We start from the raw sequence: 23,131 nt of genomic DNA on the forward strand, positions 1-23,131 counted from the left end.
GACGGGGAAGGCCGCGGGACCAGGCCGCGCCACAGCGGCGGGCCGCGTGAGCAGAAAGGGGCACGGGTGTCCGTATCCGGAGTGGAACTGGTGCTGCGCTCGACCCGGGTCGTCACCCCGGAGGGGACCCGCGCCGCATCGGTCGCGGTCGCCGACGGGACGATCACCGGCGTACTGCCGTACGACGCGGACGTCCCGGCCGGGGCCCGGCTGGAGGACCTCGGGGACCATGTGCTGCTCCCCGGCCTCGTCGACACGCACGTACACGTCAACGACCCCGGCCGCACCGAATGGGAGGGCTTCTGGACCGCCACCCGCGCCGCGGCCGCCGGCGGCGTCACCACCCTCCTCGACATGCCGCTCAATTCCCTCCCGCCCACCACCACGACCGGGCACCTGCGCACCAAGCAGGACGTGGCCCGGGCGAAGGCCCACATCGACGTCGGCTTCTGGGGCGGTGCGGTCCCCGACAACGTCAAGGACCTACGGGCCCTCCACGATGCCGGGGTGTTCGGCTTCAAGTGCTTCCTGTCGCCGTCCGGCGTGGAGGAGTTCCCGGAGCTCGACCAGGGGCAGCTCGCCCGCTCAATGGCCGAGATCGCCGGGTTCGGCGGGCTGCTGATCGTGCACGCGGAGGACCCCCGCCATCTGGCCGCCGCCCCGCAGCGCGGGGGCACCCGCTACGCGGACTTCCTCGCCTCCCGCCCGCGCGACGCCGAGAACACCGCCGTCGAGGGCCTCATCGCCCACGCCCGGCGACTGGACGCCCGGGTGCACGTACTGCATCTGTCCTCCGCCGACGCGCTGCCGATGATCGCGGCCGCCCGGCGGGAGGGCGTGCGCATCACCGTCGAGACCTGCCCCCACTTCCTCACCCTCACCGCGGAGGAAGTCCCCGACGGTGCCACCGAGTTCAAGTGCTGCCCGCCCATCCGCGAGGCCGCGAACCAGGACGCCCTCTGGCAGGGTCTCGTCGACGGCACGATCGACTGCGTCGTCTCCGACCACTCACCGTGCACCGCCGACCTGAAGGTCCCCGACTTCGCCGATGCCTGGGGCGGTATCTCCTCGCTCCAGCTCGGGCTGCCCGCGATCTGGACCGAGGCCCGCCGACGCGGCCGCACCCTGGAGGACGTCGTCCGCTGGATGTCGGCGGCACCGGCGGAGCTGGCCGGACTGGACCGCAAGGGCGCCATCGAGCCGGGCCGGGACGCCGACTTCGCGGTCCTCGCCCCCGAAGAGACCTTCACCGTAGACCCGGCCGAACTCCACCACCGCAACCAGGTCACGGCCTACGCCGGGAAGACCTTGCACGGCGTCGTGAAGTCGACATGGCTGCGCGGCACGCGGATCGTGGAGAACGGCACCGTTGCCGCGCCCACTGGCCGGCTGCTCGAAAGGAACGACTGACACCGTGGCGATACCGTCCTTCACCGGCAACGCGAACCCGTACGCGGGCGGCGACCCGTACGCCGACTACCGCACCGCGGACTTCCCGTTCACCGGCTACGCCAACCTCGCCGACCGCCGGCTCGGTGCGGGCGTCATCGCCGCCAACGACGAGTTCTTCGCCCAGCGCGAGAACCTGCTGGTCCCCGAGCCCGCCGCGTTCGACCCGGAGCGCTTCGGCCACAAGGGCAAGATCATGGACGGCTGGGAGACCCGACGCCGGCGCGGCGTGTCGGCCGACCACCCCTGGCCCGCGCCCGAGGACCACGACTGGGCGCTGGTACGGTTGGGCGCCCCCGGGGTGATCCGCGGCATCGTCGTCGACACCGCCCACTTCCGTGGCAACATGCCGCAGGCCGTCTCCGTCGAGGGCACCTCGGTCGGGGGCGCCCCCGCACCGGAGGAACTCCTCGGCGACGGCGTGAAGTGGACGACACTGGTGCCGCGCACACCCGTCGGCGGCCACGCCGCCAACGGTTTCGAGGTCACCGTCGAGCAGCGCTTCACACACCTGCGCGTCAACCAGCACCCGGACGGGGGCATCGCACGGCTCCGCGTCCACGGCGAGGTCGTCCCCGACCCCGAGTGGCTGGCCGCGCTCGGCACCTTCGACGTGGTGGCACTGGAGAACGGCGGATCCGTCGAGGACGCGTCCGACCGCTTCTACTCACCGCCCGTCAACACCATCAGCCCGGGCCGCTCCCGCAAGATGGACGACGGCTGGGAGACGGCCCGCCGCCGGGACCGGGGCAACGACTGGATCCGCTACCGGCTTGCCGGCCACTCCGAGATCCGCGCCGTGGAGATCGACACCGCGTACCTCAAGGGCAACGCGGCCGGCTGGGCGGCCCTGTCCGTCAAGGACGGGGAGGACGGCGAATGGACCGAGTTCCTGCCGCGCACCCGCCTCCGGCCCGACACCGCCCACCGGTTCGTGCTGGACGCCCCAGCGGCCGGCACCCACGTCCGCATCGACATCTTCCCCGACGGCGGCTTCTCCCGCCTGCGCCTCTTCGGCTCCCTCACCGAGCAGGGCGTGGCACGCCTGGCCGCCCGCCACCAGGAACTGGGCGGCTAGACACCGCCCGCCACCAGGACCTGGGCGGTTAGGGGGTGTCCGGTGGACCATGGCCGGGCCCGGCCGGCCTGGCACCGCGGCTTGCGGCGTTGTCGTCGGTCGCCGATGCTCCGCATGGACTCTCCCCCTGCCTCTTCCTGCCTCCCCTTGCCTCTCCTTGCCTCTCCTTGCCTCTCCTTGCCTCTCCTTGCCTTCGGCGACCCTCATCCTCCGCCCTGCAATCCACGGCACCAGACGACCCGGGCTGTCCGACCCTGATCCACCGGACACCTCCTGGACACCGCGCCCCCGCCCGGCAGAGGGCCCGCGGCGGCCGGCCGGGTACGGCTGTGGATACGCGGGGTGCACCGGTCCGACGACAGCGCCGGTGCACCCCGCGCCGGCCTGCCCCGCTAGAGCACCGAGGTGAGTGCTGCGCGCGCGGGCTGGAGCGGCACAGCGGCCGACGCGCCGGGCAGGCAGGCCTGGAGGCCCGTGATGAGCAGCTGCACGTCCTCCTGCGGACGGACCACGAGCCGCAGGAAACGACTGCTGCTGGCGAGCTTGTTGCCGCACTCGCGGACGTACACCCCGTACTCGGCCAGCAGCCTGTCGCGGAGCGCCGCCCCGTCGACGCCCTCGGGCAGCTTCACCATCAGGAAGTTGCCCTGCGAGAGGAAGACCGTCAGACCGGGCACCGCGGCCAGCGCGAGCGACATGTTCGCGCGGTCGCGGGAGAGCAGCGAAAGGCTCTGCTGGTACTCCGCCGCGTACTCCTTCAGCATGAACACCACGCTCTCGGCGAAGGAGTTGAGGTTCCACTTGGGCAGCGCTCCACGCAACCTCGCGGCGATCGCGGGGTTCGCCACCATGTAGCCGAAGCGGATGCCGTGCAGCCCGAAGTTCTTGCCGAGGCTCTTCAGCACCACCACGTTGGGCCGGATCGCCGCCTCGTCGGCGACCGACGGGGCCCGTTCGGCGTCCACGAAGTCGATGAAGGACTCGTCGACGACCACCAGGTCCAGGTCGGCCAGTTCGTCGAGCAGCCACAGCACCTGACGGCGCCGCAGATAGCCGCCGTCCGGGTTGTTGGGATTGCAGATCACCGCCACCCGCGAGCCGCGCCGCCGGATGAACCGGACGTACTCCACCGGGTCCAGCGCGAAGTCCTGCTCCTCGTGCAGCGTGAACATGTCCACCCGCTTGCCGGTCTCCAGCGGCTGGTCCGTCCAGCGTCCGAAGGTGGGGACCGGGATCGCCAGACTCTCCCTGACCAGCAGATGGTCGATCCAGGTAATCAGCTCGGTCGAGCCGTTCCCCATCGCGACGGTCTGCACATTGAGACCGAGGATCCGGCAGAGTTCCGCCGTCACCGTGTCGGCGTCGCTCGGGTAGTACTTCAGGATCGTCTCCAGCGAGTCCCGCATCCGCCCGAACATCTCCGGGGTGGGGAAGTACGGATTGCACGGGATGCAGAAGTCGACGCGGTCCGACTGCCCGGCGAAGGCGCCGGTGCCGGTGTCCATGGCCGTCGCCTCCGGGGCCAGGCGGTTGAGCATGGCCCACGACGGACTGTGCGCGGCGGTGTTGAGCTGTGACACGGCAGGGGACTCCTTGTCGTCGGTCCGTCATCGGGCCGTCGTTCGCATCGGTTGGCGCCCGGCTCCGGCGGCGGGCTCGGGCTCAGGCTCGGGCTGGGCTCATGAGGCCCCGTGCGGGACATGAGGCCGGGACGCTCCCCGGCCGTGCGTCAGCGGGCGCGCTGTCGCAGCAGTACGGACGCGCCGACCGCCAGCAGCGCGAGGACCGCGGCGCCCACCGCGAGCAGCGGTGTGACGTCGCCCCCCGAGTCCCGGGAGGACGACACGGGCTGCCCGGCGGCGAGCTGCGGCTCCGGCCCGCTGGAGATGACGACGTCGGAGCACGAGTAGTAGGTGTCGGGCGTGTCGGTGTTCCGCCACACCGTGTAGAGCACGTGCCGACCGGTGCGGTCCGCAGGGAGTCGGCCGCTGAACCGGTAGGCGCCGTCCTGCAGGGCCGGTTCGGTCACGGTCAGGAACGGCTGGTCTTCCAGGTCGGACCAGCGCAGCGGGGCGGCCGGGTCGTACCCCTGCTTGGTGAGGAAGAGGCTGAACGTTCCCTTGTGGGGGATCGTCGAGCGGTAGGTGACGGTGAGTTCGGAGCCGGCCGTCATCGGGGTCGACGGCCAGTCGGCACGGGGGAGGTCGAGGCCCCGGTACGCCGTGATGCCGCCGCTGCACAGCTTGCCGTCGGGGATGAGCTCCCGGTCCCGTCCCGCGACACCGGCCACCCGCACGTTGTCCCACGCGTCGAAGCCCCGGCCGCCGTTCGCGGCGACTGCGGCCCGGCAGACCTCGGACGTGCCGGAGCCCTCGGGGCCGCAGGCGACGACCCGGCTCACCGGGTCGGCCGGGGCGCCGTGCGCGGCTGCCGGGGCTGCGGCCGGTACGGCAGGCAGCAGCATGAGGACACCGATGAGCAGGGCTCGGGCCAAGCGGTGCGGGGTCATTCTGTGCGGTCCTCCCTGACGGCTGGGGCGGCTGCCGTCTACTACGCGCGCGGACGGGTTGTTGTTCATCGGGGGAGCGCAGCCGGGGGAAACGTGCGCCCCCGACCGCGCGTCGCGGAGGGGTGACCTCGGGCCGGAACGGAAGTCTTGACCGGTGAACGCGGAGTGCACCGTGCCCCGTGTGCGGACCGTGCCATGTCCACCCGCAAGGAGAGAGCCATGGGAAAGCTGAGCCTCACCACGTTCGTCACCCTCGACGGCGTCATGCAGGGGCCGGGCGCCCCCGACGAGGACCGGAGCGGCGGCTTCGCCTACGGCGGCTGGGTCGTGCCGTTCGCCGACGAGGACATGACCCGCTTCATGGTCGATGTCATCGAACGGGCCGGTGCGTTCCTCCTCGGTCGGCGTACCTACGAGATCTTCGCCGCGTACTGGCCGAGGGTGACCGATCCCGAGGACCGCATCGCCGCCCGTATGAACACCCGGCCCAAGTACGTCGCCTCCACCACCCTGGTGCGGGCGGAGTGGGAGGGCACCACCGTCATCACCGGGGACGTCCCGGGAGCCGTGGCGCGCCTCAAGCAGGAGCAGTCCGAGGGCGAACTCCAGATCCACGGAAGCGGCACGCTCGCCCGGTCGCTGCTCGCCGAGGACCTGGTCGACGAGCTCACCCTGCTGGTCTTCCCGGTGGTCCTCGGCAGGGGGCAGCGGCTCTTCCCGGTCGGCGGCCTTCCGACCGCGTTCCGGCTGGCCGGCTCCCGTACGACCGGTGCCGGTGTCGCCATCCACACCTACGAGCCGACCGGGCGGGCCACGTTCGGGACCTTCGGAGCCTGAGCCGTCCGGCGGCCTGTGACGCCGGCAGTCGTCCGGCCCGCGGAGCCTTGCCGACTGCCGACTGCCGACTGCCGACTGCCGACTGCCGACTGCCGGCATCCGGGTGGCACGGCCTGTACGGGGTGCGCCGGCTCACCTCTCCACCAGCCTTTTCCAGCCGATGAGTTGACCGGATCAGGTCGCCCTGAGCGTCATCGGCGTGCCCGGCGGTGCGGCGGCACGGACGGACGTGGACACCCGACGTAGGCTGGCACCGTCCGAATGGGGGAGGGATACATGTCCGTCATCGATCTGCGCGAACACGGCGCGGAGTTCAACGCCGATCCGTACCCGTACTACGCCCGGCTGCGCGCCACGGGGCCGGTGCACCTGGTGCACACCGGCGACCAGGGCCCGATCTGGATGATCGTGGGGTACGAGGAGGCGCGGGCCGCGCTCGCGGACCCACGGCTGTCCAAGTCCCCCGCCACCATGGGGATCACGCTGTTCGACGAGGAGGTCATCGGGTCGAACCTGCTGACCCTCGACCCGCCGGACCACACCCGGCTGCGGAAGCTGATCGCCCGCGAGTTCACCGCGCGCAGGGTCGAGCAACTGCGGCCGAGGATCCAGCGGATCACCGACGAGCTGATCGACGCCATGCTCCCGGCGGGGCGCGCGGACCTGGTGGACGCCCTGTCGTTCCCGTTGCCCATCACCATCATCTGCGAACTGCTCGGGGTGCCCACGGCCGACCGCGACGACTTCCGCGCCTGGTCCAACGAGATCGTCGCACCCAGCGCTCCCGGCGCCGACCAGCCCGCCGTCCTCGCCCTCGCGGCCTATCTCGACGAGCTCATCGAGGACAAACGCTGTGCGGGCCCGACGGACGACCTGCTGTCCGCCCTGATCCGCACCCGCGCAGAGGACGGCGACCGGCTGTCGGCCGAGGAGCTGCGCGCCATGGCGTACCTGCTGCTGCTCGCCGGTCATGAGACCACCGTCAACCTCATCACCAACGGCGTACGCGCCCTGCTCACGCATCCGGGCCAACTGGCCGATCTGCGTGCCGACTTCGGTCTGCTGGACGGTGCCGTGGAGGAGATGCTGCGGTACGAGGGGCCAGTGGAGAACGCCACCTACCGGTTCACCAAGGAAGCTGTCCCCGTCGGCGACACCGTGATTCCTGCCGGTGCGGCGGTGCTCGTCTCCCTCGCCGCAGGCGACCGCGACCCGGACCGCTATCCGGCACCGGACGTCTTCGACATCCGGCGCGCCCCGCAGGGGCACCTGGCCTTCGGCCACGGCATCCACTTCTGCCTGGGTGCGCCCCTCGCCCGCATGGAGGCCCGGATCGCGATCCGCACCCTGCTGGAGCGCTGCCCCGGTCTGGCCCTCGACCCGGCGGGCGGGCCGCTGGACTGGCTGCCGGGGCTGCTGATGCGCGGAGTGCGCGGCCTGCCCGTCCGCTGGTAGGCCGACTGCTCGTAGGCCGACCGAGAGAACCCGCCCACTCGCCGAAATATCAAGACTTTACGGCGCGCAACCCTGGCCGTGGCCCGAGGCCCGCTGGTGAGATCGATGCCGACAGCTGCCGTGAACACCCGCGCCCGACGCGGGACACGGCCGCACGAACACCTCCCACACGACGTACCCGAAGGGACGGCGTTGAGCATCGAATCCACAGTCGATCTCGCCCGGATGGGCGAGGACTTCACCCGCGATCCGTACCCGATCTACGCGGAGCTGCGCGCCCGCGGCCCGGTCCACCGGATCCGCATGCCGGAAGGCGCCGACGCCTGGCTGGTCGTCGGCTACGAGGAGGGCCGCGCGGCCCTCGCCGACCCCAGGCTGTCCAAGAGGTGGTGCAACGCCTCGCCGAACCTGGGCCTGTCCTCGCTCGCCGCCGGTCAGACCATGCTCAATTCGGACGTGCCCGACCACACCCGGCTGCGCAAACTGGTCACCCGGGAGTTCACCCCGCGGCGGATCGACGCGCTCGCGCCGCGAGTCCAGGAGATGACCGACGGCATGCTGGACGCGATGCTCGCGCTGCCCGGCAGGTCCGCCGACCTCGTCGAGCAGCTGTCCTTCCCGCTGCCGATCACCGTCATCGGGGAGCTGCTCGGCGTACCCGACCTGGACCGGGAATCCTTCCGGGACTGGTCGAACACGGCCCTGTCCCACAGCGATGTCGCCGTCCGCGGCGAGGCGGCCAGGCAGATGACCGGGTATCTTTCCCAGCTGCTCGCCGACAAGCGCAAGGCACCCGGCGACGACCTGCTGAGCGCCCTCATCCACACCGCCGACGTCGACGGCGACCGGCTCACCGGCGACGAACTCATGGGGATGGCCTGGCTGTTGCTCGTCGCCGGCCATGAGACGACTGTCAACCTCATCTCCAACGGCGTCCTCGCCCTGCTCACGCACCCCGAGCAACTCGCCGCACTCCGCGCCGACTTCGGTCTGCTCGACAACGCCGTCGAGGAGATGCTGCGGTACGACGGGCCGGTCGAGACCCCCACGTACCGCTTCACCGTCGACCCGGTCGACATCGGCGGCACGGTCGTTCCGGGCGGCGGCGAACTCGTGCTGGTCGCCATAGCCGACGCCAACCGCGACCCCGCCCGGTTCCCCGAGCCCGACCGCTTCGACATCCGGCGCGACGCACGCGGCCATGTCGCGTTCGGGCACGGCATCCACTACTGCCTGGGCGCCCCGCTGGCCCGGCTGGAGGCCAGGATCGCGATCCGCTCCCTGCTGGAGCGCTGCCCGGACCTGGCGCTCGACGCCCACCCCGCAGCCCTGACCTGGCGGGGCGGCATGCTCATCCGCGGGCCGGAGCGGCTCCCGGTGCGCTGGTAGCCGCACACCCGCCGGCTCGGCACATGTCCGTCCGCGTCCGTCCGCGCGGAACCGTCGCCGGGCGCCGCCCGGGCCCGGCTCACCCGGAGGGGATCTCCTCCAGCCGTACCGGACGGTGTTCCGCGCGCGAGCGTTCGCACGCCTCGGCGATGCGCAGCGCGTGGAGCGCCTCCCGGCCGTCGCACGGGTTCTCCACCTCGCCGTGGATCAGGCGGACGAAGGCGTCGAGTTCGGCCTCGTAGGCCGCGGCGAACCGCTCCAGGAAGCCCGGCCAGGGCTTCTCGGCCGCGGGCGGGCCCTGCGGTTCGGTGGAGGTGATCGGCGTGCGGTCGTCCAGGCCCACCGAGACCTGGTCCAGCTCACCCGCGAGCTCCATCCGGACGTCGTAGCCCGCGCCGTTGCAGCGGGTCGCCGTGGCGGTGGCCAGGATGCCGTCGTCCAGCCGGAGCACGGCGGCGGCCGTGTCGACGTCCCCCGCGTCCCGGAACATCGCCGGGCCCGCGTCCGAACCCGTCGCGTACACCTCGGTCACCTCACGCCCGGTCACCCAGCGCAGGATGTCGAAGTCGTGCACCAGGCAGTCCCGGTAGAGGCCGCCGGACAGCGGAAGGTACTCGGCCGGCGGCGGCGCGGGGTCGGAGGTGATCGCGCGCACCGTGTGCAGCCGGCCGAGCTTCCCGGCGCGCACCAGTGCGCGGGCGGTCCCGTACCCGACGTCGAAGCGGCGCATGAAGCCGAGCTGGAGCACGGTTCCGGCCTCCTCGACCTCGCGCAGCGCGGCGAGGGTGCCGGCCAGGTCGACGGCGATGGGCTTCTCGCAGAACGTGGGAAGCCCCGCGCGGGCCGCCCGTCCGATCAGGTCGGCATGGGCGGAGGTCGCGGAGGTGATCACCACCGCGTCCATGCCCCACTTGAAGATCTCGTCGACTGACGGGGCCGCGGTCGCTCCGAGCCGTTTGGCGATCGCGGTGGCGCGCGCCGGATCGGCGTCGGTCACCACCAGAGAACCCACGTCGCGGTGGCGGGCGAGCACCGCCGCGTGGAAGGAACCGATCCGGCCGGTGCCGATGAGTCCGATGCGCATGGCCCAAAGGTGGCCGGGGACCGGTGGGCTGTCAAGGCAATGTCCTGACAACCGGATGACCGGTCTTCCGATGGTCCTGACGTGCCGGATAGGCTCCTGGGGTGTCCAAGCCCGCCGATCCCGCCGCGTCCCTGCCGCTCAGTGTGGACCGCACCAGTCCGGTTCCGCTGTACTTCCAGCTGTCCCAGCAGCTCGAATCGGCCATCGAGCAGGGAGTCCTCACCCCGGGCAGCCTGCTCGGCAACGAGATCGAGCTGGCCGGCCGGCTCGGACTGTCCCGGCCGACCGTGCGCCAGGCCATCCAGTCGCTCGTCGACAAGGGCCTGCTGGTCAGACGGCGCGGCGTCGGCACCCAGGTGGTGCACAGCCAGGTCCGCCGCCCCCTGGAGCTGAGCAGCCTCTACGACGACCTCGAAGCGGCCGGGCAGCGGCCCACCACCCGGGTGCTGCGCAACGTCCCCGAGCCCGCCACGGCCCAGGTGGCCGCGGCCCTCGGGGTTCCGGAGGGCAGCGAGGTGCAGCGCATCGAGCGGCTGCGCTACGCGCACGGCGAGCCGATGGCGCACCTGCGCAACCACGTGCCCGCCGGACTGCTCCCGCTGGACACCGAGCAGCTGGAGAACACCGGTCTGTACCGGATGATGCGGGCCGCGGGCATCACCCTCCACAGCGCCCGCCAGTCGGTCGGCGCCTGTGCGGCGGAGCCGGACGAAGCCGAGCTGCTGGCCGAGGCGCCGGGCGCGCCGCTGCTCACGATGCAGCGCACCACCTTCGACGACACGGGCCGCGCCGTCGAATACGGATCGCACCTGTACCGGGCCTCGCGCTACTCCTTCGACTTCCAGCTCCTGGTCAGGGCTTAGGGGCGATGCCGCTGACTTGACAGGGCTGGCGATTCGCTGACCTGCAACGATGTTCCGATCGGCATGCCCTGGAAGCCCGCAATGTCAGCGGTATCGGGTTAGGGGGTGTCCGGTGGACCATGGCCGGGCCCGGCCGGGCCGGCACCCGCTCGCCCTGTACTGGTTCGGCCGTGCGGGTGCGGTCGTGCCCGTCCGGCCGGTGCCGGGCGATTCGCGAAGGTCCCCGGGAGGCGTGTTTGCGACATCTCCCCGTCTCCCCACGTAAGAATGTTCGGACAAAGTATTGACGGGCCCGCGGGTACCGCCGTTAGATCTCCCCCAGCCGCAACCGGCGGCTGGGAGGGAAGGCGGACCCACCATGCGCATACCCCGCACGGCAGCAGTTCTGCTCACCGCACTGGCACTCGGCGTCGCCGGGTGCAGCTCCTCGGGCGGCAAGGCGTCCGAGGAGGGCGGCGACGCCACGGCAGGCGGCACCGCGGCCAAGACGCCCCGGCTCAAGATCGCGATGGTCACCCACTCCGGTGAGGGCGACACCTTCTGGGACATCGTCCAGAACGGCGCCAAGGCCGCCGCGGCCAAGGACAACGTCGAGTTCCTCTACTCCGCCGACAAGGAAGGCGGTCAGCAGGCGCAGCTCGTCCAGACGGCCATCGACCAGAAGGTGGACGGACTGATCGTCACCCTCGCCAAGCCCGACGCCCTCAAGGACGTCGTCGCCAAGGCCGTCGAGGCGGGCATCCCCGTCGTCACCATCAACGCCGGAGCCCAGCACTCCAAGACGCTCGGCGCGCTCAGCCACATAGGCCAGGACGAGGGCGTCGCGGGCGAGGCCGTAGGGGAGGAACTGACCGAGCGCGGCCGGAAGAAGGCCCTCTGCGTCATCCACGAACAGGGCAACGTCTCCCTCGAGGAGCGCTGCGCGGGGGTGAAGAAGGCCTTCAAGGGCGCGGTCGAGAACCTCAACGTCGAAGGCACCAACATGCCGGCCTCCACCTCGTCCATCGAGGCGAAACTCCAGTCAGACAAGGCCATCGACACCGTCGTCACGCTCGGCGCGCCCTTCGCGGCCGCCTCCGTCCAGGCCCGGCAGGGCGCCGGCTCCACCGCCGAGATCGACACCTTCGACCTCAACGCCGAGGTCGTGAAGCGACTCAAGGCCGGAGAGGTCGGCTTCGCCGTCGACCAGCAGCCCTATCTCCAGGGTTACCTCGCCGTCGACGAACTGTGGCTCAACAGGACCAACGGCAATGTCCTCGGAGGCGGCAAGCCCGTGCTCACCGGTCCGGCGATCGTGACCGGCAAGGACGTGCCGGCCCTCGAGAAGTACACCGCCCGCGGCACCCGATGAGCCTGCCCCATGAACCGCCGGAGATCACCGATGAACCATACTTGGGCGGCCGGGTCCGGTTTGCTCCGTTCTCGGCCCCATGGAGCGGTACGGCAAGAAGGGCTCGGCGTCGTGGCAAGGACAAGGACAGGAGTACGTACGGTCGGAGCCGTGCTGGCGGCGGTGCTCGGAGCCTCGCTGACGGCGTGCAGCAGCACCGGCGGCAAGCGCGCCGAGGAACGCGCGGCCCGGGCCGCAGCCGAGGGCCGCTCCGCCGTGAACACCCCGCGCTGGACCTTCGCCATGGTCACCCACTCCGGTGAGGGCGACACCTTCTGGGACATCGTCCAGAACGGTGCCAAGCAGGCCGCAGTCAAGGACAACATCAAGTTCCTGTACTCCCACAACGACGAGGCGCAGCAGCAGGCCCAGCTGGTGCAGGCCGCCATCGACCAGAAGGTCGACGGACTCGTCGTCAGCCTCGCCAAGCCCGACGCCCTGAAGGACGTCGTCGCCAAGGCCGTCAAGGCGGGCATCCCGGTGATCACCGTCAACTCCGGCTCCGCCGAGTCGAAGCAGCTGGGCGCCCTCACCCATATCGGCCAGGACGAGACGGTCGCCGGCGAGGCCGTCGGCGACGAACTGGACCGCCGCGGCCGCAAGAAGGCCCTGTGCGTCCTGCACGAACAGGGCAACGTCGGTCATGAACAGCGGTGCGCCGGCGCCGCGAGGACCTTCGACGGCGAACTGCAGAACCTCTACGTCGACGGCACCAACATGCCCGACGTCCAGGCGGCCGTCGAGGCGAAACTCCAGGCGGACAAGGGTATCGACGCCGTGGTCACCCTCGGCGCGCCCTTCGCCGACGCCGCGGTCAAGGCCAAGGAGGGAGCGGGCAGCGCGGCCGAGATCGACACCTTCGACCTCAACGCCAAGGTCGCGGCCGCCCTCAAGGACGGGACGCTCGGCTTCGCCGTCGACCAGCAGCCCTACCTCCAGGGCTACGAGGCCATCGACCTGCTGTGGCTCCACAGGTACAACGCCGATGTGCTCGGCGGCGGCCGTCCGGTGCTGACCGGGCCCCAGATCATCACCAAGGACGACGCCGCCGAGCTCGAGGACTACACGAAGCGGGGGACCCGATGACCACCCCAGGCCGTCACCCCGGCTCTCACCGGCATCCGACCACGAGCATCCGACTGGCGCCCGCAGAAAGGATGGTGGACCAGTGACCACCACGGCACCACCACCCGCGGACGAGCGGCTGCTGCACCGCTCACCGCTGCGCCGCGTGCTGAGCAGGCCCGAACTCGGCGCGGTCGTGGGCGCCGCCGCCGTCTTCGTCTTCTTCTCGCTCGTCGCGGACACCTTCCTCCAGCCGTCCAGCCTGTCCACCGTCCTGTACGCCTCGTCGGTGATCGGCATCATGGCGGTGCCGGTGGCGATGCTGATGATCGGCGGCGAGTTCGACCTGTCGGCCGGCGTGATGGTGACGAGCTCCGCGCTGGTCTCGTCGATGGCCAGCTACCAGATGACGGCCAACGTCTGGGTCGGGGTCGGCGTCTCGCTGCTCGTGACGCTCGCCATCGGCTTCTTCAACGGCGTGATGCTCACCCGTACGAAGCTGCCGAGCTTCATCATCACGCTGGGCACCTTCCTGATGCTGACCGGGCTCAACCTCGGTTTCACCAAACTGATCAGCGGCACCGTGTCCACCAAGAGCATCGCCGACATGGAGGGCTTCGCCTCCGCCAAGGCCGTCTTCGCCTCCCAGCTCACCTTCGGGGACGTCGATGTGAAGATCACCGTCCTGTGGTGGTTCGCCCTGGTGGCCGTCGCCACCTGGGTGCTGCTCCGGACCAGGGCCGGTAACTGGATCTTCGCCGTGGGCGGCGCCTCCGACGCGGCGCGAGCGGTCGGCGTACCCGTCACCCGGACCCGTATCGGGCTGTACATGGGCGTGGCCCTCGCCGCCTGGATCTCCGGCCAGCACCTGCTCTTCTCGTTCGACGTCGTCCAGTCGGGCGAGGGCGTCGGCAACGAACTGACCTACATCATCGCGGCCGTCATCGGCGGCTGCCTGATCACCGGCGGCTACGGCTCGGCGATCGGCTCCGCCGTCGGCGCCCTCATCTTCGGCATGACGAGCAAGGGCATCGTCTACGCCGAGTGGAACCCCGACTGGTTCACGTTCTTCCTGGGAGCGATGCTCCTCCTGGCCACCCTGCTCAACGCATGGGTCCGCAAGCGGGCGGAGGCGAGCGCATGACAGCGACCACGCAGCAGACCCACGAGGCGGCCGCACTGGTCCGGCTGGACGACGTCAGCAAGCACTACGGTCACATCCGTGCCCTCGAAGGCGTCTCCCTGGAGGTGCACGCCGGCGAGATCACCTGCGTCCTGGGGGACAACGGCGCCGGCAAGTCCACCCTCATCAAGATCATCTCCGGTCTGCACCGGCACGACGCCGGCACGCTCAGCATCGAGGGCGAGGAGACCACGCTCTCCTCGCCCCGCGAAGCCCTCGACCTGGGCATCGCCACCGTCTACCAGGACCTCGCGGTGGTCCCGCTGATGCCCGTCTGGCGGAACTTCTTCCTCGGCTCCGAGCCGACCGTGGGCATCGGCCCGCTCAAGCGGCTCGACGTCGGCTTCATGCGGAAGACCACCCGCGCCGAACTGTTCCGCATGGGCATCGACCTGCGCGACGTCGACCAGCCCATCGGCACCCTCTCCGGTGGGGAGCGGCAGTGCGTGGCCATCGCCCGGGCCGTGTACTTCGGCGCCAAGGTCCTGGTCCTCGACGAGCCGACCGCCGCCCTGGGCGTCAAGCAGTCCGGGGTGGTCCTGAAGTACGTGGCGGCCGCCCGGGACGCCGGACTCGGAGTCGTGCTCATCACCCACAACCCGCACCACGCCTATCTCGTCGGCGACCGGTTCGTCCTGCTCAAGCGCGGAACCATGGTCGGCAGCCACACCAAGGACGGCATCAGCCTCGACGAACTGACCCGGCAGATGGCCGGCGGCAGCGAACTGGAGGAGCTCAGCCACGAACTGCAGCGCGCCCCCGTGCCCCGCCACCTCGGCGGCCCGGAGGAGCACGGCCGGCACGGGCACGGTGGCCGTGCGGACCAGCACGGCGCCCACCCGGACGGCCAAGATCCGCAGGACACTCCCTAGCCGACCCGGCCGGGCCGGCGGTGGCAGAATCGGTCACAGCGGGCAGCCCCCGCCGCCAGCCCGGCCCCGACACCCACAGGGACGACAAGACTCGTGCGCGCACCCGGATCCACCGCCTCCGGCCGATCGGGGGCCGCCCGATGAGCACCTACCGCGAACTCACCCACCGCGGGGCGGCCCGGGCGACGGTCCTGCGCACGGTCGGCACCCGCGAGCGCCGCTCCCTCCTGACCGCCCCCCGTGTCCCCACCGTGGGCATCGACATCGGCGGCACCAAGGTGATGGCCGGAGTCGTCGACGCCGACGGCAACATCCTCGAGAAGCTGCGCACCGAGACCCCCGACAAGTCCAAGAGCCCCAAGGTCGTCGAGGACACCATCGTCGAACTGGTCCTGGACCTCTCCGACCGCCACGACGTGCACGCCGTCGGCATCGGCGCGGCCGGCTGGGTCGACGCCGACCGCAACCGCGTGCTGTTCGCACCGCACCTCGCCTGGCGCAACGAGCCGCTCCGCGACGCACTCCAGGGCCGGCTCGCCGTCCCCGTCATGGTCGACAACGACGCCAACACCGCCGCCTGGGCGGAATGGCGCTTCGGGGCGGGCCGGGGCGAGGACCACCTCGTCATGATCACCCTCGGGACCGGCATCGGCGGCGCGATCCTCCAGGACGGCGAGGTCAAGCGCGGCAAGTACGGGGTGGCGGGTGAATTCGGTCATATGCAGGTGGTGCCGGGCGGCCACCGCTGCCCGTGCGGGAACCGCGGCTGCTGGGAGCAGTACAGCTCCGGGAACGCCCTGGTGCGGGAGGCCCGCGAACTGGCCGCAGCCGACTCCCCGGTCGCCTACAACATCATCGAGCGGGTCAAGGGCAACGTCTCCGACATCACCGGCCCGCTCATCACCGAACTCGCCCGCGAGGGCGACGCGATGTGCGTCGAACTGCTCCAGGAGATCGGCCAGTGGCTCGGCGTCGGCATCGCCAACCTCGCCGCCGCCCTGGACCCGTCCTGCTTCGTCATCGGCGGCGGTGTGAGTGCCGCCGACGACCTGCTGATCGGACCCGCCCGCGACGCCTTCCGGCGGCACCTGACCGGCCGCGGCTATCGTCCCGAGGCCCGGATCGCGCGAGCACAGCTCGGCCCGGACGCGGGTATGGTCGGCGCGGCCGACCTGGCCCGCATGGTGGCGCGCCGGTTCCGCCGAGCCAACCGCCGACGGGTGGAGCGCCACGAGCGCTACGCCCGGGCCGCCCGCGCCCTCAGCAGTGACCGCACCACCCAGGGATCCCCGTGATGACACCGGCCGACCGCCCCACCGTGCCGCGCCAGTCCACCCGGCCGGACCGGACCGGGCCGGCCGAGGACCGCCGGCAGATGATCCGCCGGCGCTTCCGGACCGCCTGCGTCATCGTGCTCCTCATCGGCATCCCGGCCGGCTATCTGGTGATCTCCGCAGAGCAGAGCCGGGACAGCGGCCGCGACAAGGCGCGCAAGGTCGCCGTGCACGGTCTGCGGGCCGGCTGGCCCTCCACGGTCCAGCGCAGGATCTACGAGGTGCCGGTCCCCAAGGGCGCCGAGGCCGTCGTCTACTACGAGACCAACAACTGGAAGGTCAGCCGCCTCCACGTCCGGTTCCGCACCACCCCCGACGGCCTGGACCGCTTCCTGAAGGACGTCGGTACCGGCACCGCCGCCCTGGAACCGGGACAGGTGACGGTCAAACCGTCCGACGCGCACACGGTCGGCTGGAGCTTCGGTCCCGGGCGCCAGTGGGCCGGCACGGTTCACCGGCAGGCCGATCCGCTCCCCAGCCAGGCCATCACCGTGGACCGCACCGACCCGGACGGACCCGTCGTGTACGTGGTCTCCACCGCCACCCCCTGACCGCACGTAGCCGTGCCGGTCGTTAGGGTGACGCGGGTGAGTGAGACCCAGACCCTCCAGTACCGGATCGACGGCCCGGACGACGCCCCCGTCCTCGTGCTCGGCCCCTCGCTCGGCACCACCGGTCACATGTGGGACCGGCAGATACCCGAGCTCGCCACCGGACGGCGGATCGTCCGCTTCGACCTCCCCGGCCACGGCGGCGCACCCGCCCATCCCGCCGCATCCGTCCAGGAACTCGGCGACCGGCTGCTCGCCACCCTCGACGAACTCGGCGTCCAGCGCTTCGGCTATGCCGGCTGCTCCATCGCCGGCGCGGTCGGAGCCGACCTGGTACTGCGCCATCCGAACCGCGTCGCCTCGCTCGCCCTCGTCGCCGCCTCGCCCCGGTTCGGCACGGCCGACGAGCTCCGGCAGCGCGGCGTGATCGTCCGCACCCACGGTCTGGAACCCATCGCCCGGGCGGCGCCCGAGCAGTGGTTCACCGGAGCGTTCGCGGCGGCCCAGCCCGCCATCGTCGACTGGGCCCTACAGATGGTCCGTGCCACCGACCCGGGCTGCTACATCGCCGCTTGCGAGGCGCTGGCCGCCTTCGACATCCGCGCCGAGCTCGGCAGGATCGGCGTGCCGACGCTGGTCCTGGTCGGCTCCGAGGACCGGATCACCGGCCCCGCAGACGCCCGCACCCTCGTCGCGGGCATCCCGGACGCCCGCCTCGCCGTCGTCCCCGGCGCCTCCCACCTCGCGCCCGTGGAACAGCCCGGAGCCGTCACCGACCTCCTGGCCGAACACTTCGCCGACGCCCCCCAGGACACCACGGGCGTCCTCCCCGTCGTGCCGGCACCGGCCTTGCCGGCGCAGGGCGGCGCTCCGGCCGCCGAAGACGCACCACCGGTGCCACCGGCCGGCCCGGCACCCGCCGAGAGCCGCCCCGACCCGTACGACACCGGACTGCGCATCCGCCGGGAAGTCCTCGGCGACGCCCATGTCGACCGGGTCATGGACCCCGGCGACGACTTCACCGCCGGATTCCAGGAACTGGTCACCCGTTACGCCTGGGGCGAGGTGTGGGGCGGCGAGGGCCTGGACCGGCGCACCCGCAGCTGCATCGCCCTGACCGCCCTCGTGGCGGGCGGCCACCTGGAGGAGCTGGCCGTGCACACCCGGGCCGCGCTGCGCAACGGTCTCACGCCCGCCCAAATCCGCGAGGTGCTGCTGCAGACCGCCGTGTACTGCGGCACACCGGCCGCGGGCGCCGCCTTCAGGGTGGCCGGGGACGTCATCCGGCAGGAGACGACGCCGCACGCGTAGCAGGATGGTCCCATGACGATCAAGCTGACGAAGAAGAAGCACGCGTGCGTCCGTCTGGAGAAGGACGGCCGCACGCTCGTCATCGATCCGGGCGCCTTCAGCGAGGAGGACGCGGCCGCCGGCGCCGACGTCCTCCTCGTCACCCACGAGCACCCCGACCACTTCGACGAGCAGCGGCTGCGGCTCGCCATGGACGCCCGGCCGGACACGGAGATCTGGACGCTGCGCAGCGTCGCCGACCGGATCTCGGCGGCCTTCCCCGGCCGGGTCCACACGGTGGGCCACGGCGACACCTTCACCGCGGCCGGGTTCGAGGTGGAGGTGCACGGCGAGCTGCACGCCGTCATCCACCCCGACATCCCGCGGATCACCAATGTCGGCTTCCTGGTCGACGGCTCGGTCTTCCACCCCGGGGACGCGCTCACCGTGCCCGACCGGCCGGTGGACACGCTGATGCTGCCCGTGATGGCCCCCTGGAACAAGATCTCCGAAGTGATCGACTACGTGCGGGAGGTCGCCCCGCGCCGGGCCATCGACATCCACGACGCGCTGCTCACGGATCTCGCGCGGCCCATCTACGACCGGCAGATCGGGGAGCTGGGCGGCAGCGACCACGGCCGGCTGATCCCGGGGGATTCGACCGAACTCTGAGTGTCGGCGGCGGGCGGTAGGTTTGCGTACATGCGGATTGCCACGTGGAACGTCAACTCGATCACCGCCCGTCTCCCCAGGCTGCTGGCCTGGCTGGAGAGCACCGGCACGGACGTGCTCTGCATCCAGGAGACCAAGACCACCGAGGAGCAGTTCCCCGCCGCCGAGCTGCGCGAGCTCGGCTACGAATCGGCGGTCAACGCCACCGGCCGGTGGAACGGCGTGGCGGTGGTCTCCCGCGTCGGCCTGGAGGACGTGGTGAAGGGCCTGCCCGGCGGTCCCGACTACGAGGGGGTGCAGGAGCCCCGGGCGATCGCCGCGACCTGCGGACCGGTCCGTGTCTGGTCGGTCTATGTGCCGAACGGCCGCGAGATCGGCCACGACCACTACGGCTACAAGCTGGACTGGCTCGATGCGCTGCGCACGGCCACCGTCGTGGACACCGTGGGGGAGCGGCCGTTCGCCCTGCTCGGCGACTTCAACATCGCACCGGCCGACGAGGACGTGTGGGATCCGGGGTTCTTCGAGGGTATGACCCATGTGACGCCCGCGGAACGGGCGGCGCTCGCGGCACTGCGCGAAGCGGGACTCTCGGACGTGGTGCCCCGGCCGCTCAAGTACGACCAGCCGTTCACCTACTGGGACTACCGTCAGCTGTGCTTCCCCAAGAACCGGGGTATGCGCATCGACCTGGTGTACGGCAACGGGCCGTTCAAGAAGGCCGTGAAGGACAGCTATGTGGACCGCGAGGAGCGCAAGGGCAAGGGCGCTTCCGACCATGCCCCGGTGGTCGTCGACCTGGACGTCTGAGCCCTCGGCCCCGGACCGGCCGTCGCGGGGCCCACGGGCCGCCGGGCCCGCGCGCCGGATGGTGAGCCGGTTGTCGGGAATGGGAGGCTGACCGGTATGAACATCCCTTTCTTGGATAATTGGCGCAAGCGCGGTGAACCGGCCGAACCGGCCGCCGCGGCCACGCTGGCCGAGGCGGTGGAGACCGATCCCGAGGGGGTGGGGGAGCTCCTCGGCGAGTGCGAGCTCCTGCGTCAGCGGGCCGGCCGGTACGGGCTCGAACTCGACGACTCCGCGGCGTCCTTGCAGGCGCTCGACCAGCTGCCGCCGCGCTGGCGCGACGACCCGGAGGAGCTGCCCTGGGTGGGCAATGACGCCGGGCTGTACCTGGGCACGGTGATCGTCCGCACGGTCCCGGGCGCGGCCTGGGCCTTCTGGCCGAGCGGGCAGCCGGTGGTCCGGCTGGCCTCCGGCCGGGAGATCAACGTGGTGGAGGCGGGCCTGGACTGGGCGGCCTCCGGGGCACCCGAGCTGTCCCAGGTGTACGCGGAGGCGGCCGAGGCCTGATGGCCCCCGGGTCCCTTCGGTTTCCGTCGTGACTGCCGGGGCCGTGTGTATGAGGGGCTCGTGAGTGTCGCGGGTCGTGCGTGTCACGAGTGAGGTACGGGCCCGGGACGGATAGTTTGCGCTGACCTCGACACAGCGCAGAGGGGCAGGGCCCATGGCCTTCGAGCCGTTGATCGAGCTGAGGGACGTCAACAAGTACTTCGGCTCGCTGCACGTTCTCCAGGACATCGATCTCACCGTCGCCCGTGGCGAGGTGGTGGTCGTCATCGGCCCGTCCGGGTCGGGTAAGTCGACACTCTGCCGCGCCATCAACGGTCTGGAGCCGGTCCAGTCCGGCACGATCGTCGTCGACGGGCGGCCGCTGCCCCACCAGGCCAGGGAACTCGCCCGGCTGCGCGCCGACGTGGGCATGGTCTTCCAGTCGTTCAACCTCTTCGCGCACAAGACCGTGCTGGCCAATGTGTCCACGGCGCAGATCAAGGTGCGCAAGCGCAAGAGGGCCGAGGCGGACCGGCATTCCCGGCAGCTGCTGGACCGCGTGGGGCTGGCCGACCAGGCGGACAAGTTCCCCGCCCAGCTGTCCGGCGGTCAGCAGCAGCGCGTCGCGATCGCCCGTGCGCTGGCGATGGACCCGAAGGTGATGCTCTTCGACGAGCCGACCTCGGCCCTCGACCCCGAGATGATCAACGAAGTGCTGGCGGTCATGCGGCAGCTCGCCCGGGACGGGATGACCATGGTCGTCGTCACGCACGAGATGGGCTTCGCCCGGTACGCCGCCCATCGCGTGGTGTTCATGGACGACGGGAGGATCGTGGAGGAGGCGCCGCCGGACGAGTTCTTCGTCAACCCGCGCAGCGAGCGCGCCAAGGACTTCCTGTCCAAGATCCTCAAGCACTGACCGGTACGGGGTGGCCCGCGCCGCGGCCCGTCGGCGGGACCGTGCGGCAGCGGGCAACGGGACCGTGCGGCGGCCGGGCGGGGCTGCTGTCGGGCGGGGCGGGCGGTCCGCCCGGCAGCAGCCGGAGCTCACTTCTCGCGCAGCGGGACCGACACCCAGGAGGGGTCCGCCTCCGGTGAGGAGAAGGTCAGTTTCGCGCCGGACGGGTTGTGCTCGATGTAGAGCGGGTCGACGGTGTCGACGACCACGGCGAGCCGGTGGCCCGCCGGTACGTCGTAGGCGGTGGAGAACAGGTCCAGGTCCACGGAGAACGGCTCGCCCGGTGTCCGGCCGTGGAAGGTGTAGGGGGCGTTGGTGACCAGCTTGCCGACGCCGAGCGGGCCCACGTCGTAGAGGTAGGCGATGAAGGTGCCGCTCTCCTTGGTGCTGGTGACCGTGGTGTGCAGCTCGGCCGTACCGCGGATCCGGCGGGGCGAGTCGTAGCGCTCGGACTGCCAGACGGCGGCGAACGGCCGCGGCAGCAGCGGCACGGACACCAGCGGGGGCACCTTCAGCACCTGGTCGATGGTGTTGGAGAGCAGCGTCGTGCCGCCGTTGGCACCCGAGTCGAGGTTGGCGCGGATCTTCTTCGTGCTGTCGAGGCCGATCCTCTCCGTGCCCTTCGGCACGTCCTTCCAGGAGTCGTAGCCCTCGTACCCACCGGTGGAGCGGGACTTCAGCTGCACCGGCTGCTCGGTGTCGATGCCGTTGCGCTCGCCCTTGAGGTAACGGGCGAACCAGCGGTGGGCGTTGGTCCAGGTGTCGTTGGGCAGGCCGAACAGGCCGGTGATCTCGGCGGTGGCGTGGTCGCCGGGGCGGAGCTCCAGCCGCTTGGGCCCGGTGAGCTTCTCGTAGAAGTCCGCGTAGGTGTTGGGCGGGAAGATGGTGTCGCCCCAGGCGTTGCCCAGCATGACGGCGGCGCCGTTGCGGTTGATGGAGTCGAGGTGGGCGGCGGGGGAGCGGACGCGGCCCCACTGCTTCATCTCCTCTTCCTTGGTCAGGTCGGAGGAGAGGAAGTCCTTCATGATCCGGTCGAGTTCGGGGCTCGGACGGCCCGTCACCTTGCCTGCCCCGTAGAGCACCCCGACGGCCTGGCGGTGCTGGGTCCGGCCGCTGTAGATCGATTCGACGAGGTCGGCCCAGCCGCTCAGTGCGACGACCGCCTTGATGCGCGGGTCGCGGGCCGCGGACAGCAGGGAGATGCCCGCACCGTAGGACACCCCGGCCACCCCGATGCGGTCAGGGTCGGCGGGGGTGCGTTCGAGAGCCCAGTCGATCACGGCCGAGACATCGGCGGTGTCCGGGGGGCCGGCGACCTCGATTCTGCCGCCGGACAGGTAGAAGCCGCGTGAGGTGTAGCTGACCACGACATAGCCGGCATCGGCCAACTTCTGTGCCTGCACGATGTATTCGAACTGGGGGAGGCCCCAGCTGCTGGGCAGCACGATCAGCGGATGGCGTCCCGTGGTCCGTACGGCGGCTCCGGAAGGCGTGAACACATTGCCCTTCAGGGTGACGCCGCCGGACCCGGGGATGTCGTGGAACGTCAGCCCCGAAGCCGTGGCCGACCCGGTGTCCGAGGCCGACGGGGCGGCCGTCGCGGCCGGGGCGGAGGTGAGGGCGGTCCCGGCGAGCAGCGCCGCAACCGCCATCGCCGCGGCGGTCGTGTGGGGGTATGCCATGAAACGCTCCTTCGCGTCCGTGCAAAGTGACCCGAAGGTAACCCCAAAGCCTTACCGAAGGTAACTGGTCGGTAAGTTACGTGAGGGTAACGATGTTGGAAACGGCGTCAGTTGTCCATCGTCAGGAGGTTCTGG

21 protein-coding genes are annotated in these 23,131 nt (G+C 71.2%); 17 read left to right on the plus strand and 4 right to left on the minus strand.

The features are described from left to right. The first annotated feature begins 66 nt into the window (after nucleotides 1-66). Together allB and alc are read left to right on the plus strand one after the other, a co-directional pair. Entirely contained in the window at nucleotides 67-1,410 is a 1,344-nt protein-coding gene (gene allB, locus ACZ4Z5_RS20680) for an allantoinase AllB (protein ID WP_468264765.1), read from the plus strand. Nucleotides 1,411-1,414: 4 nt separating this feature from the next. Then, a complete protein-coding gene (gene alc, locus ACZ4Z5_RS20685; RefSeq protein ID WP_468264767.1) occupies nucleotides 1,415-2,527 on the plus strand; it encodes an allantoicase in 1,113 nt (370 codons plus the stop codon). 392 nt (nucleotides 2,528-2,919) lie between these two features. Here alc and ACZ4Z5_RS20690 read toward each other — a convergent pair whose 3' ends face one another. Together ACZ4Z5_RS20690 and ACZ4Z5_RS20695 are read right to left on the minus strand one after the other, a co-directional pair. Beyond that, nucleotides 2,920-4,107 carry a pyridoxal phosphate-dependent aminotransferase gene (locus tag ACZ4Z5_RS20690; protein WP_468264769.1) on the minus strand — a complete coding sequence of 396 codons (1,188 nt, stop codon included), beginning with the start codon at nucleotides 4,105-4,107 and terminating at the stop codon, nucleotides 2,920-2,922. 149 nt (nucleotides 4,108-4,256) lie between these two features. Then, nucleotides 4,257-5,036: a lytic polysaccharide monooxygenase auxiliary activity family 9 protein gene (locus tag ACZ4Z5_RS20695; protein WP_468264771.1), complete on the minus strand. Its 780-nt coding sequence runs from the start codon at nucleotides 5,034-5,036 to the stop codon at nucleotides 4,257-4,259. A 219-nt stretch (nucleotides 5,037-5,255) separates the two neighbouring features. On the opposite strand from ACZ4Z5_RS20695, the gene ACZ4Z5_RS20700 reads away from it, so the two are divergent. From ACZ4Z5_RS20700 to ACZ4Z5_RS20710, 3 genes are all read left to right on the plus strand, one after another. Beyond that, entirely contained in the window at nucleotides 5,256-5,873 is a 618-nt protein-coding gene (locus ACZ4Z5_RS20700) for a dihydrofolate reductase family protein (RefSeq protein ID WP_468264773.1), read from the plus strand. A gap of 276 nt (nucleotides 5,874-6,149) precedes the next feature. Then, on the plus strand, nucleotides 6,150-7,328 hold the full coding sequence (locus ACZ4Z5_RS20705) for a cytochrome P450 family protein (RefSeq protein WP_468264775.1): 1,179 nt from the start codon (nucleotides 6,150-6,152) through the stop codon (nucleotides 7,326-7,328). Between the two features lie 225 nt (nucleotides 7,329-7,553). After that, nucleotides 7,554-8,717 carry a cytochrome P450 family protein gene (locus tag ACZ4Z5_RS20710; protein WP_468265032.1) on the plus strand — a complete coding sequence of 388 codons (1,164 nt, stop codon included), beginning with the start codon at nucleotides 7,554-7,556 and terminating at the stop codon, nucleotides 8,715-8,717. Between the two features lie 79 nt (nucleotides 8,718-8,796). Here the strand turns inward: ACZ4Z5_RS20710 and ACZ4Z5_RS20715 are convergent, their stop codons facing one another. Continuing rightward, the gene (locus ACZ4Z5_RS20715) at nucleotides 8,797-9,801 is read right to left on the minus strand and encodes a Gfo/Idh/MocA family protein (RefSeq protein WP_468264777.1); all 1,005 of its coding nucleotides are present in this window, start codon (nucleotides 9,799-9,801) and stop codon (nucleotides 8,797-8,799) included. Nucleotides 9,802-9,944: 143 nt separating this feature from the next. Between ACZ4Z5_RS20715 and ACZ4Z5_RS20720 the strand changes: the two genes are divergently transcribed. The 12 genes from ACZ4Z5_RS20720 (at nucleotide 9,945) to ACZ4Z5_RS20775 (ending at nucleotide 21,275) form a co-directional block, all read left to right on the plus strand. Then, nucleotides 9,945-10,664 (plus strand): GntR family transcriptional regulator, encoded by a 720-nt coding sequence (locus ACZ4Z5_RS20720; protein ID WP_468265034.1) that lies wholly within the window; start codon nucleotides 9,945-9,947, stop codon nucleotides 10,662-10,664. Nucleotides 10,665-11,022: 358 nt separating this feature from the next. Continuing rightward, a complete protein-coding gene (locus ACZ4Z5_RS20725) occupies nucleotides 11,023-12,015 on the plus strand; it encodes a sugar ABC transporter substrate-binding protein (protein WP_468264779.1) in 993 nt (330 codons plus the stop codon). A 111-nt stretch (nucleotides 12,016-12,126) separates the two neighbouring features. Next, complete coding sequence (locus tag ACZ4Z5_RS20730) at nucleotides 12,127-13,140, plus strand: sugar ABC transporter substrate-binding protein (RefSeq protein ID WP_468264781.1); 1,014 nt, start codon at nucleotides 12,127-12,129, stop codon at nucleotides 13,138-13,140. A gap of 82 nt (nucleotides 13,141-13,222) precedes the next feature. Continuing rightward, entirely contained in the window at nucleotides 13,223-14,263 is a 1,041-nt protein-coding gene (locus tag ACZ4Z5_RS20735) for an ABC transporter permease (RefSeq protein ID WP_468264783.1), read from the plus strand. After that, a complete protein-coding gene (locus tag ACZ4Z5_RS20740; RefSeq protein WP_468264785.1) occupies nucleotides 14,260-15,174 on the plus strand; it encodes an ATP-binding cassette domain-containing protein in 915 nt (304 codons plus the stop codon). Before ACZ4Z5_RS20735 ends, ACZ4Z5_RS20740 begins: the two co-directional genes overlap by 4 nt. Nucleotides 15,175-15,314: 140 nt before the next feature. After that, complete coding sequence (locus ACZ4Z5_RS20745; protein ID WP_468264787.1) at nucleotides 15,315-16,469, plus strand: ROK family glucokinase; 1,155 nt, start codon at nucleotides 15,315-15,317, stop codon at nucleotides 16,467-16,469. Next, entirely contained in the window at nucleotides 16,469-17,059 is a 591-nt protein-coding gene (locus ACZ4Z5_RS20750) for a hypothetical protein (RefSeq protein ID WP_468264789.1), read from the plus strand. The genes ACZ4Z5_RS20745 and ACZ4Z5_RS20750 overlap by 1 nt, the downstream gene beginning before the upstream one ends. Nucleotides 17,060-17,095: 36 nt before the next feature. Then, a complete protein-coding gene (gene pcaDC, locus ACZ4Z5_RS20755; protein WP_468264791.1) occupies nucleotides 17,096-18,370 on the plus strand; it encodes a bifunctional 3-oxoadipate enol-lactonase/4-carboxymuconolactone decarboxylase PcaDC in 1,275 nt (424 codons plus the stop codon). Between the two features lie 12 nt (nucleotides 18,371-18,382). After that, on the plus strand, nucleotides 18,383-19,021 hold the full coding sequence (locus ACZ4Z5_RS20760; protein ID WP_468264793.1) for an MBL fold metallo-hydrolase: 639 nt from the start codon (nucleotides 18,383-18,385) through the stop codon (nucleotides 19,019-19,021). Between the two features lie 30 nt (nucleotides 19,022-19,051). After that, nucleotides 19,052-19,831 (plus strand): exodeoxyribonuclease III, encoded by a 780-nt coding sequence (locus ACZ4Z5_RS20765; protein ID WP_468264795.1) that lies wholly within the window; start codon nucleotides 19,052-19,054, stop codon nucleotides 19,829-19,831. Between the two features lie 96 nt (nucleotides 19,832-19,927). Further along, complete coding sequence (locus ACZ4Z5_RS20770; protein WP_468264797.1) at nucleotides 19,928-20,377, plus strand: DUF6278 family protein; 450 nt, start codon at nucleotides 19,928-19,930, stop codon at nucleotides 20,375-20,377. Nucleotides 20,378-20,531: 154 nt separating this feature from the next. After that, nucleotides 20,532-21,275 (plus strand): amino acid ABC transporter ATP-binding protein, encoded by a 744-nt coding sequence (locus ACZ4Z5_RS20775; protein ID WP_468264799.1) that lies wholly within the window; start codon nucleotides 20,532-20,534, stop codon nucleotides 21,273-21,275. 128 nt (nucleotides 21,276-21,403) lie between these two features. Here ACZ4Z5_RS20775 and ACZ4Z5_RS20780 read toward each other — a convergent pair whose 3' ends face one another. Further along, nucleotides 21,404-22,996, minus strand: a complete 1,593-nt coding sequence (locus tag ACZ4Z5_RS20780) for a CocE/NonD family hydrolase (RefSeq protein WP_468264801.1) — start codon at nucleotides 22,994-22,996, stop codon at nucleotides 21,404-21,406. Nucleotides 22,997-23,131: the final 135 nt, after the last annotated feature.

The sequence above is a fragment of the Streptomyces sp. NPDC030222 genome (assembly GCF_055573115.1).